This is a genomic window from Rhodobacter sp. P2_H5, from assembly GCF_056403335.1.
This window is the reverse complement of the sequence record NZ_JBFUFS010000028.1, coordinates 18,606-40,683: the sequence shown is the minus strand read 5'-3', so window position 1 is coordinate 40,683 and position 22,078 is coordinate 18,606. Positions and strand designations below refer to the sequence as shown.

The 22,078-nt window shown below is 64.7% G+C and carries 22 protein-coding genes; 10 read left to right on the top strand and 12 right to left on the bottom strand.

Features of this window, described 5'->3' with window-relative positions:
• Positions 1 to 378 precede the first annotated feature (378 nt).
• Positions 379 to 768, top strand: a complete 390-nt coding sequence (locus tag AC1DVR_RS22070; RefSeq protein WP_478002778.1) for a hypothetical protein — start codon at positions 379 to 381, stop codon at positions 766 to 768.
• A gap of 46 nt (positions 769 to 814) precedes the next feature.
• Here AC1DVR_RS22070 and AC1DVR_RS22065 read toward each other — a convergent pair whose 3' ends face one another.
• Positions 815 to 1,402, bottom strand: a complete 588-nt coding sequence (locus AC1DVR_RS22065; RefSeq protein ID WP_478002777.1) for an NADPH-dependent FMN reductase — start codon at positions 1,400 to 1,402, stop codon at positions 815 to 817.
• Between the two features lie 195 nt (positions 1,403 to 1,597).
• Between AC1DVR_RS22065 and cobT the strand changes: the two genes are divergently transcribed.
• From cobT to AC1DVR_RS22050, 3 genes are all read left to right on the top strand, one after another.
• Entirely contained in the window at positions 1,598 to 3,466 is a 1,869-nt protein-coding gene (gene cobT, locus AC1DVR_RS22060) for a cobaltochelatase subunit CobT (RefSeq protein WP_478002776.1), read from the top strand.
• Between the two features lie 81 nt (positions 3,467 to 3,547).
• Positions 3,548 to 5,329, top strand: coding sequence for an aminopeptidase P family protein (locus AC1DVR_RS22055; protein WP_478002775.1), 1,782 nt, complete (start codon positions 3,548 to 3,550; stop codon positions 5,327 to 5,329).
• On the top strand, positions 5,329 to 5,655 hold the full coding sequence (locus AC1DVR_RS22050; protein WP_478002774.1) for a DUF427 domain-containing protein: 327 nt from the start codon (positions 5,329 to 5,331) through the stop codon (positions 5,653 to 5,655). Before AC1DVR_RS22055 ends, AC1DVR_RS22050 begins: the two co-directional genes overlap by 1 nt.
• A gap of 32 nt (positions 5,656 to 5,687) precedes the next feature.
• Here AC1DVR_RS22050 and AC1DVR_RS22045 read toward each other — a convergent pair whose 3' ends face one another.
• Positions 5,688 to 6,104 carry a SufE family protein gene (locus tag AC1DVR_RS22045; protein ID WP_478002773.1) on the bottom strand — a complete coding sequence of 139 codons (417 nt, stop codon included), beginning with the start codon at positions 6,102 to 6,104 and terminating at the stop codon, positions 5,688 to 5,690.
• A gap of 119 nt (positions 6,105 to 6,223) precedes the next feature.
• Between AC1DVR_RS22045 and AC1DVR_RS22040 the strand changes: the two genes are divergently transcribed.
• The gene (locus AC1DVR_RS22040) at positions 6,224 to 6,670 is read left to right on the top strand and encodes a hypothetical protein (RefSeq protein WP_478002772.1); all 447 of its coding nucleotides are present in this window, start codon (positions 6,224 to 6,226) and stop codon (positions 6,668 to 6,670) included.
• A gap of 52 nt (positions 6,671 to 6,722) precedes the next feature.
• On the opposite strand, the gene rnd is transcribed toward AC1DVR_RS22040, so the two are convergent.
• From rnd to AC1DVR_RS22025, 3 genes are all read right to left on the bottom strand, one after another.
• Positions 6,723 to 7,880, bottom strand: coding sequence for a ribonuclease D (gene rnd, locus AC1DVR_RS22035; RefSeq protein WP_478002771.1), 1,158 nt, complete (start codon positions 7,878 to 7,880; stop codon positions 6,723 to 6,725).
• 145 nt (positions 7,881 to 8,025) lie between these two features.
• Positions 8,026 to 8,523 (bottom strand): pantetheine-phosphate adenylyltransferase, encoded by a 498-nt coding sequence (gene coaD / locus AC1DVR_RS22030; protein WP_478002770.1) that lies wholly within the window; start codon positions 8,521 to 8,523, stop codon positions 8,026 to 8,028.
• A 114-nt stretch (positions 8,524 to 8,637) separates the two neighbouring features.
• Positions 8,638 to 9,072 carry a CBS domain-containing protein gene (locus AC1DVR_RS22025; protein WP_478002769.1) on the bottom strand — a complete coding sequence of 145 codons (435 nt, stop codon included), beginning with the start codon at positions 9,070 to 9,072 and terminating at the stop codon, positions 8,638 to 8,640.
• Positions 9,073 to 9,216: 144 nt separating this feature from the next.
• Here AC1DVR_RS22025 and AC1DVR_RS22020 point away from each other — a divergent pair, with 144 nt between their 5' ends.
• Positions 9,217 to 9,819, top strand: a complete 603-nt coding sequence (locus AC1DVR_RS22020; protein ID WP_478002768.1) for a hypothetical protein — start codon at positions 9,217 to 9,219, stop codon at positions 9,817 to 9,819.
• On the opposite strand, the gene AC1DVR_RS22015 is transcribed toward AC1DVR_RS22020, so the two are convergent.
• Positions 9,798 to 10,697, bottom strand: coding sequence for a LysR family transcriptional regulator (locus AC1DVR_RS22015; protein WP_478002767.1), 900 nt, complete (start codon positions 10,695 to 10,697; stop codon positions 9,798 to 9,800). The genes AC1DVR_RS22020 and AC1DVR_RS22015 overlap by 22 nt on opposite strands.
• Before the next feature lie 141 nt (positions 10,698 to 10,838).
• Between AC1DVR_RS22015 and AC1DVR_RS22010 the strand changes: the two genes are divergently transcribed.
• The 3 genes from AC1DVR_RS22010 to AC1DVR_RS22000 all read left to right on the top strand — a co-directional run bounded on the left by AC1DVR_RS22010 (position 10,839) and on the right by AC1DVR_RS22000 (position 13,577).
• Positions 10,839 to 12,338: a CoA-acylating methylmalonate-semialdehyde dehydrogenase gene (locus AC1DVR_RS22010; protein ID WP_478002766.1), complete on the top strand. Its 1,500-nt coding sequence runs from the start codon at positions 10,839 to 10,841 to the stop codon at positions 12,336 to 12,338.
• Between the two features lie 126 nt (positions 12,339 to 12,464).
• The gene (locus tag AC1DVR_RS22005) at positions 12,465 to 13,256 is read left to right on the top strand and encodes a hypothetical protein (protein WP_478002765.1); all 792 of its coding nucleotides are present in this window, start codon (positions 12,465 to 12,467) and stop codon (positions 13,254 to 13,256) included.
• 120 nt (positions 13,257 to 13,376) lie between these two features.
• Positions 13,377 to 13,577: a YgaP family membrane protein gene (locus AC1DVR_RS22000; protein WP_478002764.1), complete on the top strand. Its 201-nt coding sequence runs from the start codon at positions 13,377 to 13,379 to the stop codon at positions 13,575 to 13,577.
• Positions 13,578 to 13,589: 12 nt separating this feature from the next.
• Here the strand turns inward: AC1DVR_RS22000 and AC1DVR_RS21995 are convergent, their stop codons facing one another.
• Complete coding sequence (locus AC1DVR_RS21995; protein ID WP_478002763.1) at positions 13,590 to 13,967, bottom strand: DUF4260 domain-containing protein; 378 nt, start codon at positions 13,965 to 13,967, stop codon at positions 13,590 to 13,592.
• Positions 13,964 to 16,825: an excinuclease ABC subunit UvrA gene (uvrA, locus tag AC1DVR_RS21990; RefSeq protein WP_478002762.1), complete on the bottom strand. Its 2,862-nt coding sequence runs from the start codon at positions 16,823 to 16,825 to the stop codon at positions 13,964 to 13,966. Before uvrA ends, AC1DVR_RS21995 begins: the two co-directional genes overlap by 4 nt.
• A 161-nt stretch (positions 16,826 to 16,986) precedes the next feature.
• On the opposite strand from uvrA, the gene AC1DVR_RS21985 reads away from it, so the two are divergent.
• A complete protein-coding gene (locus AC1DVR_RS21985; protein WP_478002761.1) occupies positions 16,987 to 17,340 on the top strand; it encodes a rhodanese-like domain-containing protein in 354 nt (117 codons plus the stop codon).
• On the opposite strand, the gene AC1DVR_RS21980 is transcribed toward AC1DVR_RS21985, so the two are convergent.
• The 4 genes from AC1DVR_RS21980 to AC1DVR_RS21965 all read right to left on the bottom strand — a co-directional run bounded on the left by AC1DVR_RS21980 (position 17,327) and on the right by AC1DVR_RS21965 (position 21,988).
• Positions 17,327 to 18,493: an MFS transporter gene (locus tag AC1DVR_RS21980; RefSeq protein WP_478002760.1), complete on the bottom strand. Its 1,167-nt coding sequence runs from the start codon at positions 18,491 to 18,493 to the stop codon at positions 17,327 to 17,329. The genes AC1DVR_RS21985 and AC1DVR_RS21980 overlap by 14 nt on opposite strands.
• A 105-nt stretch (positions 18,494 to 18,598) precedes the next feature.
• Positions 18,599 to 19,993 (bottom strand): dihydrolipoyl dehydrogenase, encoded by a 1,395-nt coding sequence (lpdA, locus tag AC1DVR_RS21975; protein ID WP_478002759.1) that lies wholly within the window; start codon positions 19,991 to 19,993, stop codon positions 18,599 to 18,601.
• 75 nt (positions 19,994 to 20,068) lie between these two features.
• Positions 20,069 to 20,656, bottom strand: coding sequence for a DUF924 family protein (locus AC1DVR_RS21970; protein WP_478002758.1), 588 nt, complete (start codon positions 20,654 to 20,656; stop codon positions 20,069 to 20,071).
• Positions 20,657 to 20,749: 93 nt separating this feature from the next.
• Positions 20,750 to 21,988: an MFS transporter gene (locus AC1DVR_RS21965; RefSeq protein ID WP_478002757.1), complete on the bottom strand. Its 1,239-nt coding sequence runs from the start codon at positions 21,986 to 21,988 to the stop codon at positions 20,750 to 20,752.
• Between the last annotated feature and the right edge of the window lie 90 nt (positions 21,989 to 22,078).

The following is a 22,078-nucleotide window of genomic DNA, read 5'->3' as shown; positions in this document are numbered from 1 at the left end:
GCGGGCAAGGTCCTGTTCTGTATTGGCAATCCGGTCATGCCGACCGGAGCTGAGCGAGAAGGTGTCGAGCCAATCCTTCGAAACGTCGACACCGATGAAATCCCGTGGCAAAGTCATGGCGGCCTGTCCTTGATCTGCGGGGTCGTCTGTTGGCGCAGCACCCCAGGCAACTGTTCAGGTTTGAACGCGAAGACGCAGACGAGCCCCAAGCTACCGGACGGGCTCATGCACCCAAGGATGGAACGGGGTCTCGTCTGCAACCTCCATTGTCGCAGATCGCCAAGAGACAAGGATGGGCAATCTGCCCATCTAACCAGGCGAAAAAGTGCGGGCGCAGGACTCACCCTTTATATACCAAGACGGGTGTATGATCAGCCCATGGGCAAAATGCTGATCAGCTTTCTCGGCCTGTCGCTGACGTATCTTGCGCCAGAAGGCTCGTCCTCGGCCCAGACCCTGCCCAACACCGACCCGACCCGGCTTTTTGCCACCTGCACCGGGCGGCTCTCGGCCTTGATGGAATATCAATGGCTGATCCAGGACCCCGCCTCGGATGCCACCGAACGCCTGCGCGACCAGATGGCCGATCTGCTGACCGCCACCCTGACCCCGGACACCGCCGTTCACGCCATGGACCTGCGCCTGCAAGCCAAGGTGGCCGAGGCGGACCTGCTGGCCGTCGCCCATTTCGGGAGAAAGAACCTCTGGGCCGAAGCCCGCGCCCGGCACCAGATCGCCGATTGCACGGCGCTCCTGCTCAGCCAATGAAAAAGGGGGCGGAAAACCGCCCCCCTTTCCCGCACTCAAGTTCAGATCACGCAGCGCGTGCGGCCATCGTGGCCTTGGCCCACCAGACCAGATCGTCGAGCGAGGATTTGACCGCCGGCAACAGGTTGGCTTCGACGTCCGACATCTTGCCCGAACCGCCCATGCCGGGGTGAACCTTGAAGAAGTCGCCCATGCCGAGGTGCACGGCATTGCGGGTCGGGACCATCTGCAGTTCCACCGCGATGTTGCGCAGATGCTCCAGCGCGCGGGTGCCGCCGACCGAGCCGTAAGCAATCGCGGTCATCGGCTTGTGGCCCCATTCGACGTAAGCCTGGTCCATCGCATTCTTCAGCGCGCCGGTGATCGAACGGTTGTACTCGGCCACGACGAAGATATAGCCGTCATATTCGCCGATCTTCTTCTGCCATGCCACGGCACGGGCATCCGACGAGGGCATCCAGAGGTTCGAGGCCATTTCGTTGAAGAGCGGCAGGTCGAAGTCGCGCAGATCGACCAGTTCAACGGTCATGTCTTCGCGGGCCTGCGCCTGGGCCAGCATCCATTGCGCCGGAATGTCGGCGAACCGGGTCGGGCGGGTGGAGCCGATGATGAGAGCGATTTTCGGTTTGGTCATGGTGATCTTCCTTGAAGAGCGTTGCTATGCGATGGGTCAAATTAGGCCTTGGTGCCTGTCTATCACAATTCGCTGATAGCGCGCCAACGCTGTGCGGTATTGCACGTATGTACCTGTAGAAATTTCGGCGCGATGCCGCCTTGGCAGGCACTTCCCCACCTTGCCCCTGCGGTGATTGGGTGCCAGATTGCGGCCATGATGAAACCGCTCGACAACCCCGCAGATCCCTTCAAGAAGGCGCTCGCCGATGCGACGCGCACGATGGCCGATGATCCCGAGATGACGGTGACCTATTCGGTCGATCCGGCGGGGATGAACAAGGAAGGCGTGCGCCTGCCGCAGGTCTCGCGCCGGATGACGCGCGACGAGGTGCTGCTGGCGCGCGGCACGGCCGATGCTTTTGCGCTCAAGCGCCGCTACCACAACGACAAGGTGGCCGCGAAATACGCGCCGACCGGGCCCTTGGCCAAAGAGATTTTCGACGCGATGGAAACCGCGCGCTGCGAGGCCGTGGGCGCCCGCGCCATGCCGGGAACTGCGACCAACATCGACGCCAAGATCGCACATGAGGCCGATCGCAAGGGCTATTCCCAGATCACCGCCGCCTCGGAAGCGCCGCTTCCCGTGGCCGCAGGCTACCTCGTCCGGCATCTGGCCACCGGGCGCGATCTGCCCAAGGGCGCGCAGAACATCATGGACCTGTGGCGCGGCTTCATCGAGGAGCAGGCCGCAGGCACCCTGACCAATATCTCCGAGGTGCTGGAGGATCAGTCCGCCTTTGCGCGCCTGGCCCGCAAGGTGATTTCCGACCTCGGCTATGGCGACCAGTTGGGCGATGACCCGGATCAGGAAGACCCGCAGGACGATTCCGGCGAGGAAGAGCGCGACGAGAACCCCGAGGAAACCGGCTCCGAACAGGACGAAAGCGAGGAATCCGAAGCCTCGCCCGAACAAAGCCAGGAGGACGAGCCCGACCAGTCCCAGGCCGAAGTGACGATGGAGGAGACCTCCGACCTCGATCAGGGCGAAGAGGCCGAACTGCCCGATGGCGAGGCCCCGCTGGAGCCGCCGCCCCCTGCCCCGCATTCGGCGGCAGACCCGCTCTACGCGGCCTATACCACCGAGTTCGACGAAGAGGTCAAGGCCGAGGATCTGGCAGAGCCTGCCGAACTGGAACGCTTGCGCGCCTATCTCGACCAGCAGCTGGAACCGCTGAAAGGCGCCGTCTCTCGCCTGGCCAACAAGCTGCAGCGCCGGTTGCAAGCCCAGCAGAACCGGTCCTGGCTGTTCGATCTGGAAGAGGGCACGCTGGATGCCGGCCGCCTGGCGCGGGTCGTGGCCAATCCCACGACCCCCCTGTCGTTCAAGCAGGAAAAGGACACCGAGTTCCGCGACACCTGCGTGACGATGCTTCTGGACAATTCCGGCTCGATGCGCGGCCGCCCGATCTCGATTGCCGCAATCTGTGCCGATGTTCTGGCCCGCACCCTGGAGCGCAGCGCCGTGAAGGTCGAGATCCTCGGCTTCACCACCCGCGCCTGGAAGGGCGGTCAAAGCCGCGAGAAATGGCTGGCCAACGGGCGCCCGCCCGGCCCGGGCCGTCTGAACGATCTGCGCCACATCATCTACAAGGGCGCCGATGCGCCGTGGCGGCGGGTCAGGCCCAATCTGGGCCTGATGATGAAAGAGGGCTTGCTCAAGGAAAACATCGACGGCGAGGCGCTGGAATGGGCGCACCGCCGGATGCTCTCGCGGCCAGAAGCGCGCAAGATCCTGATGGTGATCTCGGACGGTGCGCCGGTCGATGATTCCACCCTTTCGGTCAACCCGGCGAATTTCCTGGAAAAACACCTGCGCGATGTGATCGCGATGGTCGAACGCCGCAAGGCGGTGGAACTGATCGCCATCGGCATCGGCCATGACGTGACGCGCTACTACCAGCGCGCCGTCACCATCACCGATGCCGAACAGCTGGCGGGGGCGATGACCGAACAGCTGGCGAGCCTCTTCGAGGTGGATGCGAAAAAGCGCGAGCGGGCTTTCAAGGGCCGCAGGGCGGGATAAGGCCACGATTTTTCTGCGAAAAATCAGAGTGCAGGACAGAACCGATTTTTCGCAGAAAAATCGTGCGCGGGGAGAGCGGACATGTTTCAGACCTTTGACAGCCATGCCTCGCCCGCCCAGGGGCCGGGACGTCTGGCCGATCTGCGCGGCCTTTTGCAGGCCGAGGGGCTTGCGGGTTTCATCATCCCGCGCGCCGATGCGCATCAGGGTGAATATGTGGCCTCCCGCGACGAGCGGTTGCAGTGGCTGACCGGCTTCACCGGCTCCGCCGGCTTCTGCATCGTGCTGCCCGAGATTGCCGGGGTTTTCATCGACGGCCGCTACCGGACCCAGGTCAAGGGTCAGGTCGATCTGGCGCATTTCACCCCGGTCCCCTGGCCCGAGGTCAAGCCCGGCCCCTGGATCGCCGAACATCTGGCCGCAGGCGTGGTGGGCTTTGACCCCTGGCTCCACACCGCCGACGAGATCGCCAAGATCGAGGCGGCACTTGCCGGTGGCGTCACCCTGCGCCCCGTGGCCAATCTGGTCGATGCGATCTGGCCCGACCAGCCCGCGGCGCCCTGTGGCAAGGCCTTCATCCATCCGCTTGAATTTGCCGGCGAAAGCTCTGCTTCCAAGCGGGGCCGGCTGGGCGCGGAACTGCGCGCTGCGGGCCAGGATGCCGCCGTGCTGACCCTGCCGGATTCGCTCTGCTGGCTCTTGAACATCCGCGGCGCCGATGTGCCGAAAAACCCGATCCTGCAAGGCTTTGCCATCCTGCAGGCCGATGGACGGGTCACGCTTTTCACCGCTCCCGCCAAGATCGGGCCGGAGGTTCTGGCCGCGCTTGGCCCGGATGTCACGGTGCAACCGCCCGAAGCCTTCATCCCCGCCCTCAAGGCGCTCCCGGGCAAGGTCCGGGTCGACAAGACCACCGCCCCCCTCGCCATCTCGCAGCTGGTCAGCGATGTGGTCTGGGGCGATGATCCCTGCCGCCTGCCCAAGGCGCGCAAGAATGCCGCCGAGATCGAGGGCATGCGGGTCGCCCATCTGCGCGATGGCGCGGCGATGGTGGAATTCCTCACCTGGCTCGATGCTGAGGCGCCGAAAGGTGGCTTGACCGAGATCGACGTGGTGAAAGCCCTGGAAGGTTTCCGCCGCGCGACCAATGCGCTGCATGACATCTCCTTCGACACGATCAGCGGCGCGGGCCCGAACGGCGCCATCATGCATTACCGCGTGACCGAGGAAAGCAACCGCAGCATCGGCGCCAACGAACTGCTGCTGGTCGATTCGGGCGCGCAATATCTCGACGGCACCACCGATATCACCCGGACCATCGCGGTCGGTGATCCGGGCGATGAAGCGCGGGAGTGTTACACCCGCGTCCTCCAAGGCATGATCGCGATCAGCCGGGCGCGCTGGCCGCGCGGGCTTTCGGGGCGCGACCTTGACCCCCTGGCGCGGGCGCCGCTCTGGATGGCGGGGCAGGATTTCGACCATGGCACCGGGCATGGCGTCGGTGCCTTCCTCTCGGTCCATGAAGGCCCGCAACGCTTGAGCCGGATCAACGAGGTGCCCTTCGAGCCCGGCATGATCCTGTCCAACGAGCCGGGCTATTACCGCGAGGGCGCCTTTGGCATCCGGCTGGAGAACCTGATCGTGGTGGAAGAGGCCGCCAGGATCGGCGATCACCGCGATCAGCTGGCCTTCGAGACGCTGACCTTCGTCCCCTTCGACCGCCGCCTGATCCTGACTCAGGCCCTCGCCCCCGGTGAGCGCGCCTGGCTCAACGCCTATCACGCCGAGGTTCTGGCCAAACTCGGCCCCCGCCTGTCGCCCGATGCCCTGGCCTGGGCGCAAAACGCTTGTGAGGTGCTCTGATGGGACTGCCAATACATGTCACGCCCGCCCCGGGCCGCTACCGGGTGCGCGTCGGCGATACCGTCCTCGGCGAAACCGCCGCGGCGCTTTTTCTGGATGAGGCCGGGCACGACCCGGTCCTCTACCTGCCGCGCGCTGATATGGACATGACGCTGTTCACCCCGACCGATCACGCCACCACCTGCCCGTGGAAGGGTCAGGCGAGTTATTTCTCGGTCGCCGGGCTGAAAAACGCGGTCTGGACTTATGAGCGCCCGATCGAGGCGATGCAGTCCATCGCAGGCTATCTGGCCTTCTACCCCTCGGTCAGCGTCGAACGTTTGTAAGTTTGGCGCCGTAGGATGGGCAATTTGCCCATCTAACCGGCCAGCGCCTCGCCCGCGACCTTGCGGATGCGCTCCACCATTGCGCGCAACCCGTTCGAGCGTTGCGCCGACAAATGGTCATTCAACCCGAGCCGCGCGAGTTCCGCCGGGGCATCGACCTTCAGCACCTCGGCCAGCGTCAGGCCGGAATAGAGGTTGTGCAGCACGGCGATCAGCCCGCGCACGATCATCGCGTCAGAATCACCTTGGAAGTCAAAGCGCCCCTCCGAGATCTGCGGCCGCAGCCAGACCTGGCTGGCACAGCCCTGCACCTTCAGGGCGGGTACCTTGAACGTGTCGTCCAGTGCGGGCATGGCCTTGCCAAGCTCGATCACATGGCGGTAGCGCTCTTCCCAATCCCCAAGGAATTCGAAGGTATCGGCGAGGTCTTCAAAAGCTTGGCTGGCCATGGGGGTCTCCTTGGCTCAGACCTAGCCCCGCCGGACCGAAAGGTAAAGGCAGGGCAAAGCTGCAGCTTTTCAAATCCCCCCGCTTGCGATACCCAACGGAAGTGTAACAGGGGGCAGGCATGAAACGCGCTTTGGTCTTGATGACGGTACTGGGTCTGGCTCTCGGCGGCTGCGGTCCATCCAAACTGAACCCCCTCAACTGGTTCGGCAAACGACCCGTGGTGCAGAAGGTTGCCGAAAACGGCGCCCTAGTCGATACGCGCGGGTTGGTCGATCAGGTCCTGACCGTCAAGGTCGAGCCCTATCCCGGCGGCGTCATTGTCCGCGCCACCGGCCTGCCGCCGACTCAGGCCTTCTGGAACGCCTCGCTCGTCGCCCAGCCGGTCGATGAGAAGGGCAAGCTGGTTTTCGAATTCCGCATCGCGCCGCCGCTGAAGCCCTATCCCGCCGGCACCCAGCCCTCGCGTGAGGTGACGGTGGCCGGCAACGTCACCGACTTCACCCTGCAATCGGTCACCTCGATCGAGGTGGTGGGCGCCCGCAACGCCCTGACCGCCCACCGCTGAGCCGCAAGCGCGGTCAGAACGCGCCCCGGCATACCGCGCCGGGGCCGCATCCTTAAAGGCGGACCACCCGCACTTCGCTGCCCTTGGCCGACAGGGCGATCTCGCCCCGGCAGAGGCGCAGGGCGTCGTCGCCAAAGGCCTCGGCGCGCCAGCCGGTCAGGGTCGGCACATCGCGCTGCCCCGCCGCAATCGCATCGAGGTCGGCGGAGGAGGCGATGAGCCGCGCCGCCACACCCAGCCCCTCGGATTTCGCCTTCAGCAGCACGCGCAACAGGTCGGCCAACGCCGGGTTGACCTGCAACTGCTCGCGCGTGATGTCGGGGCGCGGCATGTCTTCCGGCTTCATCTCCATCCCCGCCTTGACCGCAGCGATGATGCCATCGGCGATCTCGGGCTTGCGCCCTTCGCGCATCAACAGGCGCGAGCGGCCAAGTTCCTCGTGGCTCGTGGGCCGGGTCGAGGCCAGCTCCAGCAGCGCGTCATCCTTCATCACCCGGGCGCGGGGGATGTTGTGGGTCTGGCAATAGGTCTCGCGGAAGCGGGCCAATTCCTTGACCACGGCCAGAAACCGGCCCGAGGTGGTGCGGGTCTTCACCCGCATCCAAGCCTCTTCCGGGCGGGTGGTATAGGTCTCGGGGTCCAGAAGGATGCCCAGTTCTTCGGCGACCCAGGATTGCCGGTTGTTCTTGGCAATTTGCGCCGCGAGGAATTCGTAGATCTGGCGCAGGTGCGTCACATCGGCCACCGCATATTCGGCCTGCGCCTGGGTCAGCGGGCGGCGCGACCAGTCGGTGAAGCGCGAGGTCTTGTCGAGATCGGCCTTGGCGATCTTCTTGACCAGCGTTTCGTAGCCAACCTGCTCGCCAAAGCCGCAGACCATCGCCGCGACCTGGGTGTCAAACAGGGGCACCGGAAAGCAGTTGCCCTCGACGAAGAAAATTTCCAGATCCTGACGGGCGGCGTGAAAGACCTTCACCGTGCCGGTGTGGCGGAACAGGTCGTACAAAGGCTCCAGCGACATCTGCGCGCCCTCGATCGGGTCGACCAGCACCGCCTCGCCATCCTTGCCGGGCAAGGCCATCTGGATCAGGCAAAGCTTGGACCAGAACGTGCGCTCCCGCAGGAACTCGGTGTCGATGGTGACATAATCCTGCGTTTTGGCCGTGGCGCAAAAGGCTGCAAGGTCTTCGGTCGTGGTAATCGTGCGCATGGTATCGCTTTCCCTGGGGCCGGCCTGCCGGCATGCGGGGTTGTCCCGCCCTTCCGCTATAGGCGGAGCCCCGCCGAATGGGAAGGGGAGGACCCGGGTTTTATCAACGGATACAGGGGTTGCGGCAACAGGGCGGGCCGCGCGCCTACTTGCGGCGCAGCCGCCGGGTCAGCGCCACATCCACCGCCGGCGGCACGAATTTGGAGACATCGCCGCCCAGACGGCAAATCTCCTTCACCAGTTTCGAGGCGATGGCCTGCCGGCGCGCATCGGCCATCATGAACACCGTCTCGATCGAGGAATCCATCGCGCGGTTCATGCCGACCATCTGGAATTCATACTCGAAATCGGCGACAGCCCGCAGCCCGCGGATGATGATCCCGGCGCCGACATCGCGGGCACAGTCGATCAGCAGGTTCTCGAACGGATGCACGACGATCTCGCCGCCGATCCGGGCGGAGATTTCGCGGCACTCCTCCTCGACCATGGCGACCCGCTCTTCCAGCCCGAACAAGGGCGCCTTGTCGCGGTTGATCGCCACGCCGATCACCAGACGGTCGACCAGCGCCATCGCGCGCTGGATGATGTCGAGATGACCCAAAGTCACCGGATCGAAAGTGCCGGGATAAAGTCCGATGCGCATGGGTCCTCCGCCAAGCTGGTTTGCACAGGCAACAATAGCTTGGCGCCGGACGCAAGGGACAAAGCGTCACGGCGCCGGCCCGCCAGAGCGCGCCGGACCCCGCGGCAAAGGCCCTCAGAAGCCCTTGATCATCCCCTCCAGGGCGCTGTTTTCCATCGCAAGCTCGGCCAGACGCGCCTTGACCACGTCGCCGATCGAGATGAGCCCGACCATATGGCCCGCCTCGACCACCGGCATGTGGCGGAAGCGGCCCTCGGTCATCACCGCCAGCACCTGATCGGCGCTTTCGGCCCGGGTGCAGGTCATGACCTTGGCGGTCATCAGGCTTTCGACCACATCGGTCAGGCAGGCCGGACCGCGCCGGCCGAGTTCACGCACCACGTCGCGCTCCGAGACGATGCCCTCCACCACCCGCCCATCCTGCGAGATCACGACAGCCCCGATCCGCCGCGCCGACAACACCTCGGCCAGCTTGGCCACTGTGGTCCCGGGTTGCAAGGTGACGACGCCGTCGTCCGATTTCGATTTGAGGATATGACTGACAAGCATAGGAGCCTCCCTTTCCTGTCCTTACCAAGCTGCCCCCTGTGCAAGATTCTGTCAAGTTCTCAGGAATATATTGAAATAATAGTACAAATATGCCAGCCAAGACGCATAGAACCCAAAGTCATTCAACCCTTGCGGAGCCATCCGATGCGCCTTTCCCCCGCGCTTTTCCTCCTGTGCCTTGCTGCGGCCACCCCCGGCCATGCTGCCCCGGTGACCCTGATCAGCCCGATCTACAGCCAGCTCGTGGCCCTGCCGGTGCCCGACCCCTTCGTGCCCGGCTACGAACATGCGCAGGGCGCGTCCTACATCATGGAACTCGCCCCCAAGGGCGAAAGCGTGGAGCAGTGGAGCCAGCTGATCACCCTGACCGGCGCCAAGGGGCTGGCGGCGCGGGCCTCGGTGCAGGATGTCGCGGGGCAGCTGGCGCAGGGCTATGCCGGCGCCTGCCCCGACAGCTTTGCCAGCAAGGCCCTGCCCCTGCCCGAGGTCAAAGGCGCCAAGGCCGCCTTCGCCGGATACCTCAGCTGCGGCAGTTATCAGGGCCAGTCCGAATCCATGGTCGTGCTGGTCCTGCAAGGCGCGGAGGAGATTTACACCGTGCAATGGGCCGCCCATGGCCCCGAAAGCGCCACGCCCCTCGCGGTCGATGCCGAGGTCTGGTCGCCCCGCCTCGCGGCGCTGGCCAAGGTCAGGATCTGCGACAAGGTCGCGGGCGAGGCTGCCCCCTACCCGTCCTGCACCGAATAGGCCTCCAGCCGTGCCATCTCGGCCCGCACCTCTGCCGTCAGCAAGGTGGCAAAGCGGTTAAGCCTTTCGACCCTTCCGTCATCGGCATGGCGGATCAGCCAGAACGACCGCTTCAGGCTGATCTGATCCGCCAGAACCCGCGTCAGTTCCGGCGCCACCGGCAGCGCGAAGTCATGCACGACCCCCAGCCCCGCGCCATGGCGCAGAAAGTTCAGCTGCACCGAGACGGAGTTGGAGGCGAGCGGCGGCGCCTGCACCCCGATTTCGGCCAGATAATCCAGCTCCTTGTCAAAGATCAGGTCGGGGATATAGCCGACAAACCGGTGCTGCGGCAGGTCCTGCACGCCCATGATCGGCGGATGCCGGGCGAGGTACTCGCGCGAGGCCGCAAGGTGCAGCCGGTAGTCCGTCAGCTTCTGCACCGTCAGCCGCCCCGCCTCGGGCCGCGAGACGCCGACCGCCATATCCGCCTCGCGCTTCGACAGGTTGAAGACGCGGGGCAGCGCCACGATCTGCACCTCAAGCCCCGGATTGGCATCACAAATCCGGGTCAGAACCTGCGGCAAAAGGTAATTGGCGCAGCCATCGGGTGCGCCGATGCGGATCTGCCCGGTCAGCCCCTCGGGGCCTTTCAGCGCCTCCGCCGCCCCCTCCACCGCCGACTCCGCCCGCTCGGCATGGCTGAGAAGCCGGGCCCCCTCGTCGCTCAGCGCATAGCCCTGCGGTCCCTTGGCGAAAAGCCTGAGGCCCATCGCATCCTCCAGCCGCGCGATCCGCCGACCCACGGTGGCCGGGTCGATCTTCAGCCCCCGCCCCGCCGCCGACAGGCTTTCCGTCCGTGCCACCGCCAGAAAGATCCGCAGATCGTCCCAATCCATCGCCACCTCTCCCGGTAGGATGGGCAATCTGCCCATCATCCTTGCATTTTCGCAAAACCCGTTTGAAATCTTGCCTCTTCCCTCCGCATTTCCGCAAGACTAAAGTCGCGGCAACAGAAATTCCATCCTGCGGAGGAAGCGATGAAAGAAATCGGTCACTGGATCAACGGCAAGCATGTCCCCGGCACCTCGGGCAAGTTCGCCGATGTCTTCAACCCTGCCACCGGCGAAGTGCAGGCCCGCGTGGCGCTCGCCTCCAAGGCAGAGCTTGACGCCGCGACCGCCGATGCGGCCAAGGCGCAGGTCAAATGGGGCGCCACCAACCCGCAGCGCCGGGCGCGCGTGATGATGGAATTCGTCCGGCTGCTGAACCGCGACATGGAAAAGCTGGCCGTCGCCCTCTCCTCCGAACACGGCAAGACGGTGCCCGACGCCAAGGGCGACATCCAGCGCGGGCTGGAAGTGATGGAGTTCTGCATCGGCGCACCGCACCTTCTGAAGGGCGAGTTCACCGACAGCGCCGGCCCCGGCATCGACATGTATTCGATGCGTCAGCCGATCGGCGTGGCGGCGGGCATCACGCCCTTCAACTTCCCCGCCATGATCCCGATGTGGAAAATGGGCCCGGCGCTCGCCTGCGGCAATGCCTTCATCCTGAAACCTTCCGAGCGTGACCCCTCGGTCCCCCTGATGCTGGCCGAGCTGATGCAGGAAGCCGGCCTGCCCGACGGCGTCTTGCAGGTGATCAACGGCGACAAGGTCTCGGTCGATGCGATCCTTGATAACGAGCAGATCGCCGGCGTGGGCTTTGTCGGCTCGACGCCCATTGCCGAATATATCTATTCGCGCGGCACGGCGAACGGCAAACGCGTCCAGTGCTTTGGCGGCGCCAAGAACCACATGATCATCATGCCCGACGCCGACCTTGATCAGGCCGCCGATGCCCTCGTCGGTGCCGGCTACGGCGCGGCCGGCGAACGCTGCATGGCGATCTCGGTCGCGGTGCCGGTCGGCGACGAGACGGCAGACCGCCTGATTGCCAAGCTGATCCCGCGGATCGAGAAGCTGAAGGTCGGCCCCTATACCGGCGGCAATGACGTCGATTACGGCCCGGTCGTCACCGCCGCCGCCAAGGCCAACATCCTGCGCCTGATCGAATCCGGCGTGGCCGCTGGTGCCAAGCTGGTCGTCGACGGCCGCGACTTCAAGCTGCAGGGCTATGAGGACGGCTTCTTCGTCGGCCCCCACCTCTTCGACCACGTCACCACCGACATGGAGATCTACCGCAAAGAGATCTTCGGGCCGGTCCTGTCGACCGTCCGCGCCAAGACCTATGAAGAGGCGCTGAAGATGGCGATGGACCACGAATACGGCAACGGCACCGCGATCTACACCCGCGACGGCGACACGGCGCGCGACTTCGCCAACCGCGTCAATGTCGGCATGATCGGGATCAACGTGCCGATCCCGGTGCCGCTGGCCTATCACACCTTCGGCGGCTGGAAAAAGTCGGCTTTCGGCGACCTGAACCAGCACGGGCCCGACGCCTTCCGTTTCTACACGCGGACCAAGACCATCACCTCGCGCTGGCCCTCGGGAATCAAGGAGGGCGCAAGCCTGAACTTCAAGCAGATGGACTGATCCGCGTGGCGACAGTCCGCCGTTCAGCGGACCTGTCCAATCACGAAGGGAACCATTCCCATCACCCCTGCGTTATAGGGGGTGATGGGGTCGTCTTGAACGCTCCCGCAGCGAATGGAGCAAGACATGAAACATTTCACCATCATGGCCGGGGCCTTGGCCGGGCTCCTGCTGGCTGGCACCGGCGCCGCCGTCGCGGATGGCAAGGGCAACGACAACCACGGGAAATCGGGCCATTCCCAGGGCGGCAATTGTTCGGGCAAGAAAAACCACGGCTGCGAAAGCCATGGCAAACCGTCCAAGTCGCACAAATCCGACGAGAAGTACTGGTCCGGCCAGTCCCGCGCGACCGACCCCTCGCATTGGCAAGGCAAGGACAGCCAAGCCGAAGATTGGGCCCATAAGCCCTTCCTGTTCGACCAGAACCACTGGGCGCATCATTCCGATGATGACGTCTATTACCACCCCTACAACGTCGGACACGCCCTGCCCGAGGGCTATGTCGTGATGTTCGACCCCTCCCGCTACCCGTCCTGGCCGAACTCGCAATATGTGCGCTACGGGTCCTTCCTTTACCTGATCGACCGCCTCACCGGCTCGATCCTGCAGCCGCCGGACCCGGTGCAAGACTGGAACTGGGACTGGCACGACGCGAATTATGCCAATTGCCCGCCCGGTCTGGCCAAGAAGAACCCGCCCTGCATTCCGCCCGGCCAGGTCCGCAACGGGGTTGGCATCGACCCCTACCATGTCGGCGACCGCCTGCCCTCCGGCTATGACGTGATCCTGAACCCGCCGTCCCTGACCGAGCCCGACCGGTCGGTCTATGCCCGCTCGGGCGACATGCTCTACCGCGTTGCCCCCGACACCGGCATTGTCGAGCAGCAGATCGGCGAAGTCGGCAAGCTGATCCGCTAAAAGCCTTCCCTCTCTGCAGGTCAAGCTCCGAAAGCGCGGGGCTTGACCTGTGTCATGTAAGGCGAGGCCCGCAGGCTTTAAGATTTCCCCTCAAGGCATCTCGCCTGTTGGGAGAACAAGATGGCTATCGCAAACATGGGCACGACCGACCGCGTCATCCGCCTGGTCGCAGGGCTTGCCCTGATCCTGTGGTTTTTCATGGATGGGCAAAGCGGCGGCGCTTTGCATTGGCTGAAGGGGCTGGCAGGCCTCGTCCTGACGATCAGCGCCGCGCTGACCTTCTGCCCGCTCTACAAGGTGCTGGGCTTCTCGACCCGATAGGCCAGGCGGCCGCTACTTGCGGCCGATCCGCCCCAGATGGGTGTCGCCAAAGGCTGTGGGCTCCTTCAGCCCATAGCCAAGCATCCGGTCAAAGCCGACATGGGCCATCCAGATCAGGCCCAGATCGGTGACCGGCCCCGATCCGAACAGCACCGAACCGCCGACCGCCAGCAGCAGACCCCAGCCGTACAGATGCACGGCGTTATAGGTCAGCGCGCCGATGCGCGGGCCGCGCAGATAGCCCAGAAACCCCAGATCCGGCGCGAAAAACAGGATCACCATCGCCCACCAGGGCAAGGACCGCTCCACCATCGCCGAGCCTATGACGGCGATCAGGCAGGCCAGAAACACCAGCCCGCCTTCGATTTTCTGCCACAGGACCGCGCTCATTCCGCAGCCAGACGTTTGGCGGTGGCGAGCATCGGCTTCAGGTAGCGCCCGGTGTGGGAGGCCTCCACCTTGGCGACCTGTTCCGGCGTGCCGGTGGCCACGATCTTGCCGCCGCCATCGCCGCCCTCCGGCCCGATGTCGATGATCCAGTCGGCGGTCTTGATGACGTCGAGGTTATGCTCGATCACCACGACCGTATTGCCCTGATCCACCAAGGAGTGCAGCACCTCCAGCAGTTTGCGCACATCTTCGAAGTGCAGACCGGTGGTCGGCTCGTCGAGGATATAGAGCGTCTTGCCGGTGGCGCGGCGGCTGAGTTCCTTGGACAGCTTCACCCGCTGCGCCTCACCCCCTGACAGGGTGGTGGCCTGCTGGCCGACCTTGATATAGCCAAGCCCCACTTCGCAGAGCGCATCCATCTTGTCGCGGATCGCCGGAACCGCCTGGAAGAACTGGGCGGCATCTTCACATGTCATGTCAAGAACGTCGGCGATGCTCTTGTTCTTGAACTTGATTTCCAAAGTCTCGCGGTTGTAGCGGTGGCCCTTGCAGGTCTCGCAGGTGACATAGACATCGGGCAGGAAGTGCATCTCGATCTTGATCACCCCGTCGCCCTGGCACGCCTCACAGCGCCCGCCCTTCACGTTGAAGCTGAAACGCCCGGACTGATAGCCGCGCGCCTTGGCCTCCGGCAGGCCGGCAAACCAGTCGCGGATCGGGGTGAAGGCCCCGGTATAGGTCGCGGGGTTCGAGCGCGGCGTGCGGCCGATGGCGCGCTGGTCGATGTCGATCACCTTGTCGAGATGCTCAAACCCACGGATCGTCTCGCAGGGCGCCGGCGTCTCGTGCGCGCCGTTCAACCGCATCGCGGCGGTCTTGAACAGGGTCTCGATGGTCAACGTCGACTTGCCGCCGCCCGACACCCCGGTCACGCAGACGAACATGCCCAGCGGGAACTCCGCCGTCATGTCTTTCAGGTTGTTGCCAGTGGCGCCCACCACGGTCAGCTTCTTGCCATTGCCCTTGCGCCGCACCCGCGACACCGGGATCGACCTTTGCCCGGACAGATACTGCCCGGTGATGCTGGCCGGATCGGCGGCAATCTCGGAGGGCGTGCCGCGGGAAATCACCTGCCCGCCATGCACCCCCGCCCCCGGCCCCATGTCGAAAACATAATCCGCCTCGCGGATCGCGTCCTCGTCATGTTCCACCACCAGAACCGTATTCCCCGCATCGCGCAGGTTCTTCAGCGTGGTCAGCAGGCGGTCATTGTCGCGCTGGTGCAAGCCGATCGACGGTTCGTCCAGCACATACAAGACCCCAGTCAGGCCCGAGCCGATCTGGCTCGCCAACCGGATCCGTTGGCTTTCGCCGCCCGACAAGGTGCCGGCATTCCGGCTCATCGTCAGATAGTCGAGGCCGACATTGACAAGGAATCCAAGACGTTCGCGGATTTCCTTCAGGATCGCCCGGGCGATTTCATTCTGCTGGTTGGAAAGCTTCCCCGGAACCTGACCGATCCAGGCATGCGCCTCGCGGATCGACATCTGCACGACTTGCCCTGCATGCAGCCCGTCGATCTTGACCGCCAAGGCCTCGGGCCGCAGCCGGTAGCCGTGGCAGGTGCCGCAGGGCCGGTTGTTCTGATAGCGCTCCATCTCCTCGCGCGACCACGAGCTGTCGGTTTCCTTGTAGCGCCGCTCCATGTTCGGGATGACGCCTTCGAAAACCCGCTTGACCGTGTAGATCCGCCCCGCCTCGTCATAGCGGAACTCGATCTCCTCGCCGCCCGAGCCGCGCAGGAAGACCTCCTTCACCTTGTCGGGCAGGTCCTTCCATTTCTTTTTCTTGTCAAAGCCATAGTGCTTGGCCATCGCATCGATGGTCTGGGTGAAATAGGGGCTTTTCGACTTGGCCCAGGGCGCAATCGCCCCTTGGGTCAGGGTCAGGCTCTGGTCGGGCACCACAAGGCGCTCGTCAAAGAACAATTCCATCCCCAGCCCGTCGCAAACCGGGCAAGCCCCGAAGGGCGCGTTGAAGGAGAAAAGCCGCGGCTCGATCTCGGCAATGGTAAAGCCGCTGACCGGGCAGGCGAACTTCTCGGAATAGGTGATGCGCTTGCCCTCGCCCTCCGCCGGCGCGGTCTCGATCACCGCGATGCCATCGGCGAGGTTCAGCGCGGTGCGGAAGCTGTCGGCGAGCCGGGTCTGCAACCCATCGCGCACGACGATCCGGTCGACCACAACGTCGATGTCATGGCGCAGCTTCTTGTCCAGCGTCGGCGGCTCTTCCAGATCATGGAAGGTGCCGTCCACCTTGACGCGCTGGAAGCCCTGCTTGCGAAGCTCCAGAAACTCCTTCTTGTACTCGCCCTTGCGGTCGCGGATGATCGGCGCCAGCAGATAGGCGCGCGACCCCTCCTCCATCGCCATCACGGCATCGACCATGTCCTGCACCTGCATCGCGGTGATCGGCAAGCCGGTGGCGGGCGAATAGGGAATCCCGACGCGGGCGAACAAGAGGCGCAGATAGTCGTAAATCTCGGTCACCGTGCCGACGGTCGAGCGCGGGTTCTTCGAGGTGGTCTTCTGTTCAATCGAAATCGCGGGCGAGAGGCCCGAGATATGGTCGACATCCGGTTTCCCCGCCATGTCGAGGAACTGCCGCGCATAGGCCGACAGGCTTTCGACATAACGCCGCTGCCCCTCGGCATAGATCGTGTCAAAGGCCAGCGAAGACTTCCCAGAGCCCGAAAGCCCGGTGATCACCACGAACTGATCGCGCGGGATATCGACGTCGACATTCTTGAGGTTGTGTTCGCGCGCGCCGCGCACCTCGATGAACTTCTGCTCTGCCATGGCCCACCTCTTAATCTCGATGAAGATAGGGTGGAATCGCGGTCATTCCAACCCGAAAAAGTGAACAAATAATGAACGCATAGCGGAAGTGCGGATTCACGCATCCCGCCTTTACAATTTCCCCGCTTGGACTAAAGGATGGAAAGGTTAAGAGGTGTCCCGTGTTCAATTTCCTGCGCCCCGGTTCCACATCCGCCCTGCTGCCCGACATGGTGGCCCGGGCCAAGGCGGGTGAGGTCTTGCTGGTCGATGTCCGCGAGCTGGACGAGCTGCGCGGCACCGGCACGGTGCAGGGCGCCCTGCATCTCCCCCTGACGGAGCTTGCCCGCAAGGCCAACCCGAAGGCGCCGGAGTTCGACCGAAGGCTAACCAGCAAACCGCTCGCGGTGTTCTGCGCCTCGGGCGCGCGGTCGGCGCTGGCGCAGCAGAAGTTGATGAAACTGGGCTATCAGGTGGTCAACCTCGGCGGTTTCGCGGGCCTTGTGCAGGCGGGGGCCAAGATCACAAAGTCCTGACGGCGGCCCTGCGCCGCGCCTGCCACCGCACGATCAGCAGGCCAAGCCCGGAAAACCCGACCAGGAACAGCGCAAGCCCGCTGACCCCGGCCCTCTCCAGCAGAAAGGCCAGCATCGGCGTGCCGGTGACGGTGCCCAGATTGCCCAACTGCGCAATGGCTCCAGCGCCGCGCGCCCGGTCCTCCACGGCCAGATTGAGCTGCGGCAGGCTGGCAAAACTCGCCCCCTGCACGATCCCCAGCGCCGCGGCCAAAAGCAGGGCCGCCGCCACCGGCAGCACCCCCTGCCCCCAGAAGGCCCAAAGCGCCACAGCCGCCAGCACAGCCAGCCCAAAGCCCGCCGCCACCAGCCGCACCGCCGCGACCCGGCTCAGCAGCCAGACCCCGAAGGTCAGGCTCACCCCGATCGAGGCCAGCGGCATCGCCACGCCGACAAAGCCGCCCCAGGCCCCCATCCGCCCCGGCATCAGAGTCAAAACGGCCACATAAGTAATGGTATAACACACAAACCCCATGGCCGGCGCCGCCACGAAGGGCGAGCGGTAGATCTCCCAATGCTGCGCCAGAAGCCCGGCGCGCCCGGGCGGCACCGCCAAGGCAACATCGCGGTCCATCAGCCCCGACAGCACCACGGCACAGGCCAGCAGCCACAGCGCATGCAGCCGGAACAGGCCCGCAATCCCCCAATCCGCCAGAATCCCCGGCCCGATCCAGGCCAGCACCGCATAGGTCACCGCAAAGAAACTCGACCACAGCGTCAAGGCCGCGCCCTGCCGCGCAGGCGGCGCCGCCGCCGCAATCGCGGTCGGCCCGACCACCACAATCGCCAGATGCGAGACCCCCTCCAGCACCCGCGCCAGCATCATCACCGGATAGGGCGGCAGAAAACTCTCGACACCCGAAACGACGGCCCCGAGCACCAGCGCCCCGAGCAGCGCCCGCCTTGCCCCGATCCGCGCCACGAGCAGCCCCGCGGTGGTGCCAAAGACCAGCCCGACCATGCCGACAATCGACACCATCAACCCGATCGCCACCCCCGCCTCCGCCGGATAGGCCAGCCCCAACGCCGCATAGGCCACCGAGATCTTGCCAAACTGCGCCGCAGCCCCCAGGCCGGCCGCCCAAAGCGCCAGGATCGTCAACACAGCCCGCATCGCTTCCGCCTTCATTCAGACCCAAATATCCTCGGGGGGTGCGCCCGGAACGGGCAAGGGGGGCCGAAAGCCCCCCTCCTTGAATTTTCGCAGAAAATTCGTGACCTAGAAGTGCAGCGCGCGACCGTAGGCGTCCAGCACCGACTCGTGCATCATCTCCGACAGGGTCGGATGCGGGAAGACGGTGTTCATCAGCTCTTCCTCGGTGGTCTCGAGCGTGCGGCCGATCACATAGCCCTGGATCAGCTCGGTCACTTCCGCCCCCACCATATGCGCGCCCAGAAGTTCGCCAGTCTTGGCGTCGAACACGGTCTTGATCATGCCCTCCGGCTCGCCCAGCGCAATCGCCTTGCCATTGCCGATGAAGGGGAAATGCCCGACCTTCACCGTGTAGCCGGCCTCCTTGGCCTTGGCTTCGGTCATGCCGACCGAGGCCACCTGCGGGCTGCAATAGGTGCAGCCGGCGATCGAGCCGGGCTTGATCGGATGCGGATGGCCGCCCGCGATCAGTTCGGCCACCATGACACCCTCATGGCTGGCCTTGTGGGCGAGCCAGGGCGCACCGGCGATATCGCCGATGGCATAAAGCCCCGGCACCCCGGTGCGGCAATATTCGTCGGTCACCACATGGGTGCGGTCGATCTTGACGCCCAGCGCCTCCAGCCCCAGGTTCTCGACATTGCCGACGATGCCGACGGCCGAGATCACGGTGTCGAACTCCATCGTCGTGGTGCCCTTGGCATCTTCCAGATGCGCCACGACCTTGCCGGGCGACCGGTCCAGCTTCTTGACCGTGGTCTTTTCGAGGATCTTCATCCCCTGCTTGACGAAGGCCTTCTTGGCAAAGGCGCTGATCTCGGCATCTTCCACCGGCAGCACGCGGTCCATCACCTCGACCACGGTGGTATCGGCGCCGAGCGTGTTGAAGAAGCTGGCGAATTCGATGCCGATGGCGCCCGATCCGATGACCAGCAGCTTCTTCGGCATCCGCTTGGGCTGCAGCGCGTGGCGATAGGTCCAGACCAGATCGCCATCCGCCTCCAGTCCCGGCAGCTCACGCGCCCGCGCCCCGGTGGCCAGGATGATCGCCTTGGCGCTCAGTTCCTCGGTGCCCTTGTCGGTCTTGACCGAGACGACACCCGCCTTGGCCAGGGTCGCGGTGCCCATGAAGACGGTGATCTTGTTCTTCTTCATCAGGTGGCCGATGCCGCCCGACAATTGCTTGGCCACCCCGCGCGAGCGGGCGACCACGGCATTCAGATCAAAGCCGGCCTTTTCGACACTCAGGCCAAATTCCTTGGCCCGGTGCATCAGATGAAACACCTCGGCCGAGCGCAGCAGCGCCTTGGTCGGGATGCAGCCCCAGTTGAGGCAGATGCCCCCGAGGTTCTCGCGCTCCACGATCGCGACCTTCTGGCCCAGCTGTGCGGCGCGGATCGCCGCGACATAGCCTCCAGGACCGGACCCGATTACAACGACGTCGAAGGTTTGGGCAGCCATCTTTCCCTCCCGTGAAAAAGTAGTTTGGCATTAAACTATCTGGCCAAAGCCAGCAATACTTGCCTTGCCGTAGCCCTATGCACCCTCTGCATGACTGGCACGCAGGGCATTGACCAGGGCACCATAGCCGCCGTCGGCCAGAAAGGCGGCCTCCTGCGCTGTCGTCTCGCGGCCCAGGGCGGCATTGCGTCCGGGAAAGCGGCCGAAGCGGGCGATGATTTCCTGATGGGCGCGGGCGTGCAGGACCATCTCGGGGTCCGATTGCATCCGCTCCGCCATCAGCTGCACGGACAGCGCCTGATCCTCGGGATTTTCGGCATGCTCAAACGGCATGTAGAAGAACTGCCGCTCGGGTTCGGGGGCGCCCAGATCCCAGCCCTCCGCCACCGCGCGGCGGGCAGCGGCGAGCGCCAGGGGATCGGTGGCAAAGGCCTCGGCCTTGCCGCGGAACATGTTGCGCGGCAGCTGGTCGGTCAGGATCAGAAAGGCCAGTGTGGCCACCGTGCCCTCGACCCAATGGTCTAGCCCGCCCTCGCGCGCCGCCTGCCACAGCTCGACAAAACCGTCGCGGCACAACCCGTCGAGGTCCGCGCCGCCGGCATACCAGCCCTCGGGCCCGACCCGGCCCAGCCAGAAGTCCAGAACGTCAACCGGATTATCCATCTGCGTCCTCCTGTTAGCGCCAGCCTGACAGGTTCACCGCAGCTGTGCAATCAGAAGGCGGCGCAAACCGAAGGTGAGGCCATCGTGAGGATATCACCCGGCCCGGCTGCGGCGCGGGTCATTCTCCATCACGGCATGAACGGCGACCGTACCGGCAGAGGGCGACAGCCCGGCATAGCCGCCCACTTCCAGCGGTCCTGCCCGCCGGCTCATCCGCCAGGCGGAATAGACCGCCAGCACCACGAACAGGATGGCGAGGAACAGGAAATAGCCGCCGCCGCCGATCTTGGACATGAACCAGCCGGTGACCAGCGGCCCGAAGATCGCACCGAAGCCGTTCAGAAAGATCATTCCGGCAGAGGCGCCGGGCATGTCCTCTTTCGACAGGAAGTCGTTGGTGTGGGCAATCAGCAGCGAATACAAGGGGTTGATGATGCCGCCCAGCAGGACCGCCACCACGAGGATCAGAAGGAAAGGCAAGGTCATCGCCGTGGCCACCGCCATCACAACCGCCCCGATCGCCGACAGCCACATGATCAGCGCACGCCGGTCGACGTGATCCGAGGCCCAGCCGATCGGATATTGCAGCACCAGCCCGCCGACATAAAGCGCCGCGCCAAAGGCCGCGATCTGGCCAAAGCTCAACCCCGCCATCGCGCCCCAGACCGAGGCCATGCCGAACATGCCGGCATAGATCCCCCCGGTCAGCAGCATCCCCACACAGCCGAGGGGAGAGATCGCGAACAGCCTGCGGAAGCTCATCCTTTTGGCGTCGTTGAAGGTCGGCGCCGGGGTCGCCGCCAGCAGGAGCGGCGTGAAGGCCAGCGAGACGAGGACCGACGGGATGATGAACAGCCCGAAGCCCGCCGGATTGCCCATCGCCAGCAGGCCCTGGCTCGCGATGATCCCCAGCATCTGCACGATCATATAGGCCGACAGCGCCTGGCCCCGCGTCTCGTTGGTGGCGGTGTTGTTCAGCCAGCTTTCCGAGGTGACATAGATCCCCGAAAAGCAGAAGCCGATCAGCACGCGCAAGACGGCCCAGGCCGTCCAGTCCAGCACCAGCGGGTAAAGGATCAGCACCGCCGAGATCAGCGAGCCGAGCGCCGAGAACACCCGCACATGGCCGACCCGCCGGATCATCGTCGGCGCCATCCGCGAGCCGCCGAGGAAGCCCACGAAATAGGCCGACATCACGATGGAAAGCTCGAAGGTGGAGAAATTCTCCATCGCCCCCCGCACCCCCAGCAGAGTGCCCTGCACCCCATTGCCCACCATCAGGAACATGACGCCCAGCAGAAGGGGCCAGGATTGGGCAAGTACTTTCAGCATCGCAGGCTCCATCTGGTCGGCGGATTCAAGTCCGCGGACCTTAGCAGAGGCTTGGTTAATAGGATAAGAATTTCCGACAGGATGCCGCAG

Coding starts and splice junctions, on each gene's coding strand:
- AC1DVR_RS22070 (WP_478002778.1), top strand. CDS start 379: ATGGGCAAAATGCTGATCAGCTTTCTCGGCCTGTCGCTGACGTATCTT.
- AC1DVR_RS22065 (WP_478002777.1), bottom strand. CDS start 1,402: ATGACCAAACCGAAAATCGCTCTCATCATCGGCTCCACCCGCCCGACC.
- cobT (WP_478002776.1), top strand. CDS start 1,598: ATGATGAAACCGCTCGACAACCCCGCAGATCCCTTCAAGAAGGCGCTC.
- AC1DVR_RS22055 (WP_478002775.1), top strand. CDS start 3,548: ATGTTTCAGACCTTTGACAGCCATGCCTCGCCCGCCCAGGGGCCGGGA.
- AC1DVR_RS22050 (WP_478002774.1), top strand. CDS start 5,329: ATGGGACTGCCAATACATGTCACGCCCGCCCCGGGCCGCTACCGGGTG.
- AC1DVR_RS22045 (WP_478002773.1), bottom strand. CDS start 6,104: ATGGCCAGCCAAGCTTTTGAAGACCTCGCCGATACCTTCGAATTCCTT.
- AC1DVR_RS22040 (WP_478002772.1), top strand. CDS start 6,224: ATGAAACGCGCTTTGGTCTTGATGACGGTACTGGGTCTGGCTCTCGGC.
- rnd (WP_478002771.1), bottom strand. CDS start 7,880: ATGCGCACGATTACCACGACCGAAGACCTTGCAGCCTTTTGCGCCACG.
- coaD (WP_478002770.1), bottom strand. CDS start 8,523: ATGCGCATCGGACTTTATCCCGGCACTTTCGATCCGGTGACTTTGGGT.
- AC1DVR_RS22025 (WP_478002769.1), bottom strand. CDS start 9,072: ATGCTTGTCAGTCATATCCTCAAATCGAAATCGGACGACGGCGTCGTC.
- AC1DVR_RS22020 (WP_478002768.1), top strand. CDS start 9,217: ATGCGCCTTTCCCCCGCGCTTTTCCTCCTGTGCCTTGCTGCGGCCACC.
- AC1DVR_RS22015 (WP_478002767.1), bottom strand. CDS start 10,697: ATGGATTGGGACGATCTGCGGATCTTTCTGGCGGTGGCACGGACGGAA.
- AC1DVR_RS22010 (WP_478002766.1), top strand. CDS start 10,839: ATGAAAGAAATCGGTCACTGGATCAACGGCAAGCATGTCCCCGGCACC.
- AC1DVR_RS22005 (WP_478002765.1), top strand. CDS start 12,465: ATGAAACATTTCACCATCATGGCCGGGGCCTTGGCCGGGCTCCTGCTG.
- AC1DVR_RS22000 (WP_478002764.1), top strand. CDS start 13,377: ATGGCTATCGCAAACATGGGCACGACCGACCGCGTCATCCGCCTGGTC.
- AC1DVR_RS21995 (WP_478002763.1), bottom strand. CDS start 13,967: ATGAGCGCGGTCCTGTGGCAGAAAATCGAAGGCGGGCTGGTGTTTCTG.
- uvrA (WP_478002762.1), bottom strand. CDS start 16,825: ATGGCAGAGCAGAAGTTCATCGAGGTGCGCGGCGCGCGCGAACACAAC.
- AC1DVR_RS21980 (WP_478002760.1), bottom strand. CDS start 18,493: ATGCGGGCTGTGTTGACGATCCTGGCGCTTTGGGCGGCCGGCCTGGGG.
- lpdA (WP_478002759.1), bottom strand. CDS start 19,993: ATGGCTGCCCAAACCTTCGACGTCGTTGTAATCGGGTCCGGTCCTGGA.
- AC1DVR_RS21970 (WP_478002758.1), bottom strand. CDS start 20,656: ATGGATAATCCGGTTGACGTTCTGGACTTCTGGCTGGGCCGGGTCGGG.
- AC1DVR_RS21965 (WP_478002757.1), bottom strand. CDS start 21,988: ATGCTGAAAGTACTTGCCCAATCCTGGCCCCTTCTGCTGGGCGTCATG.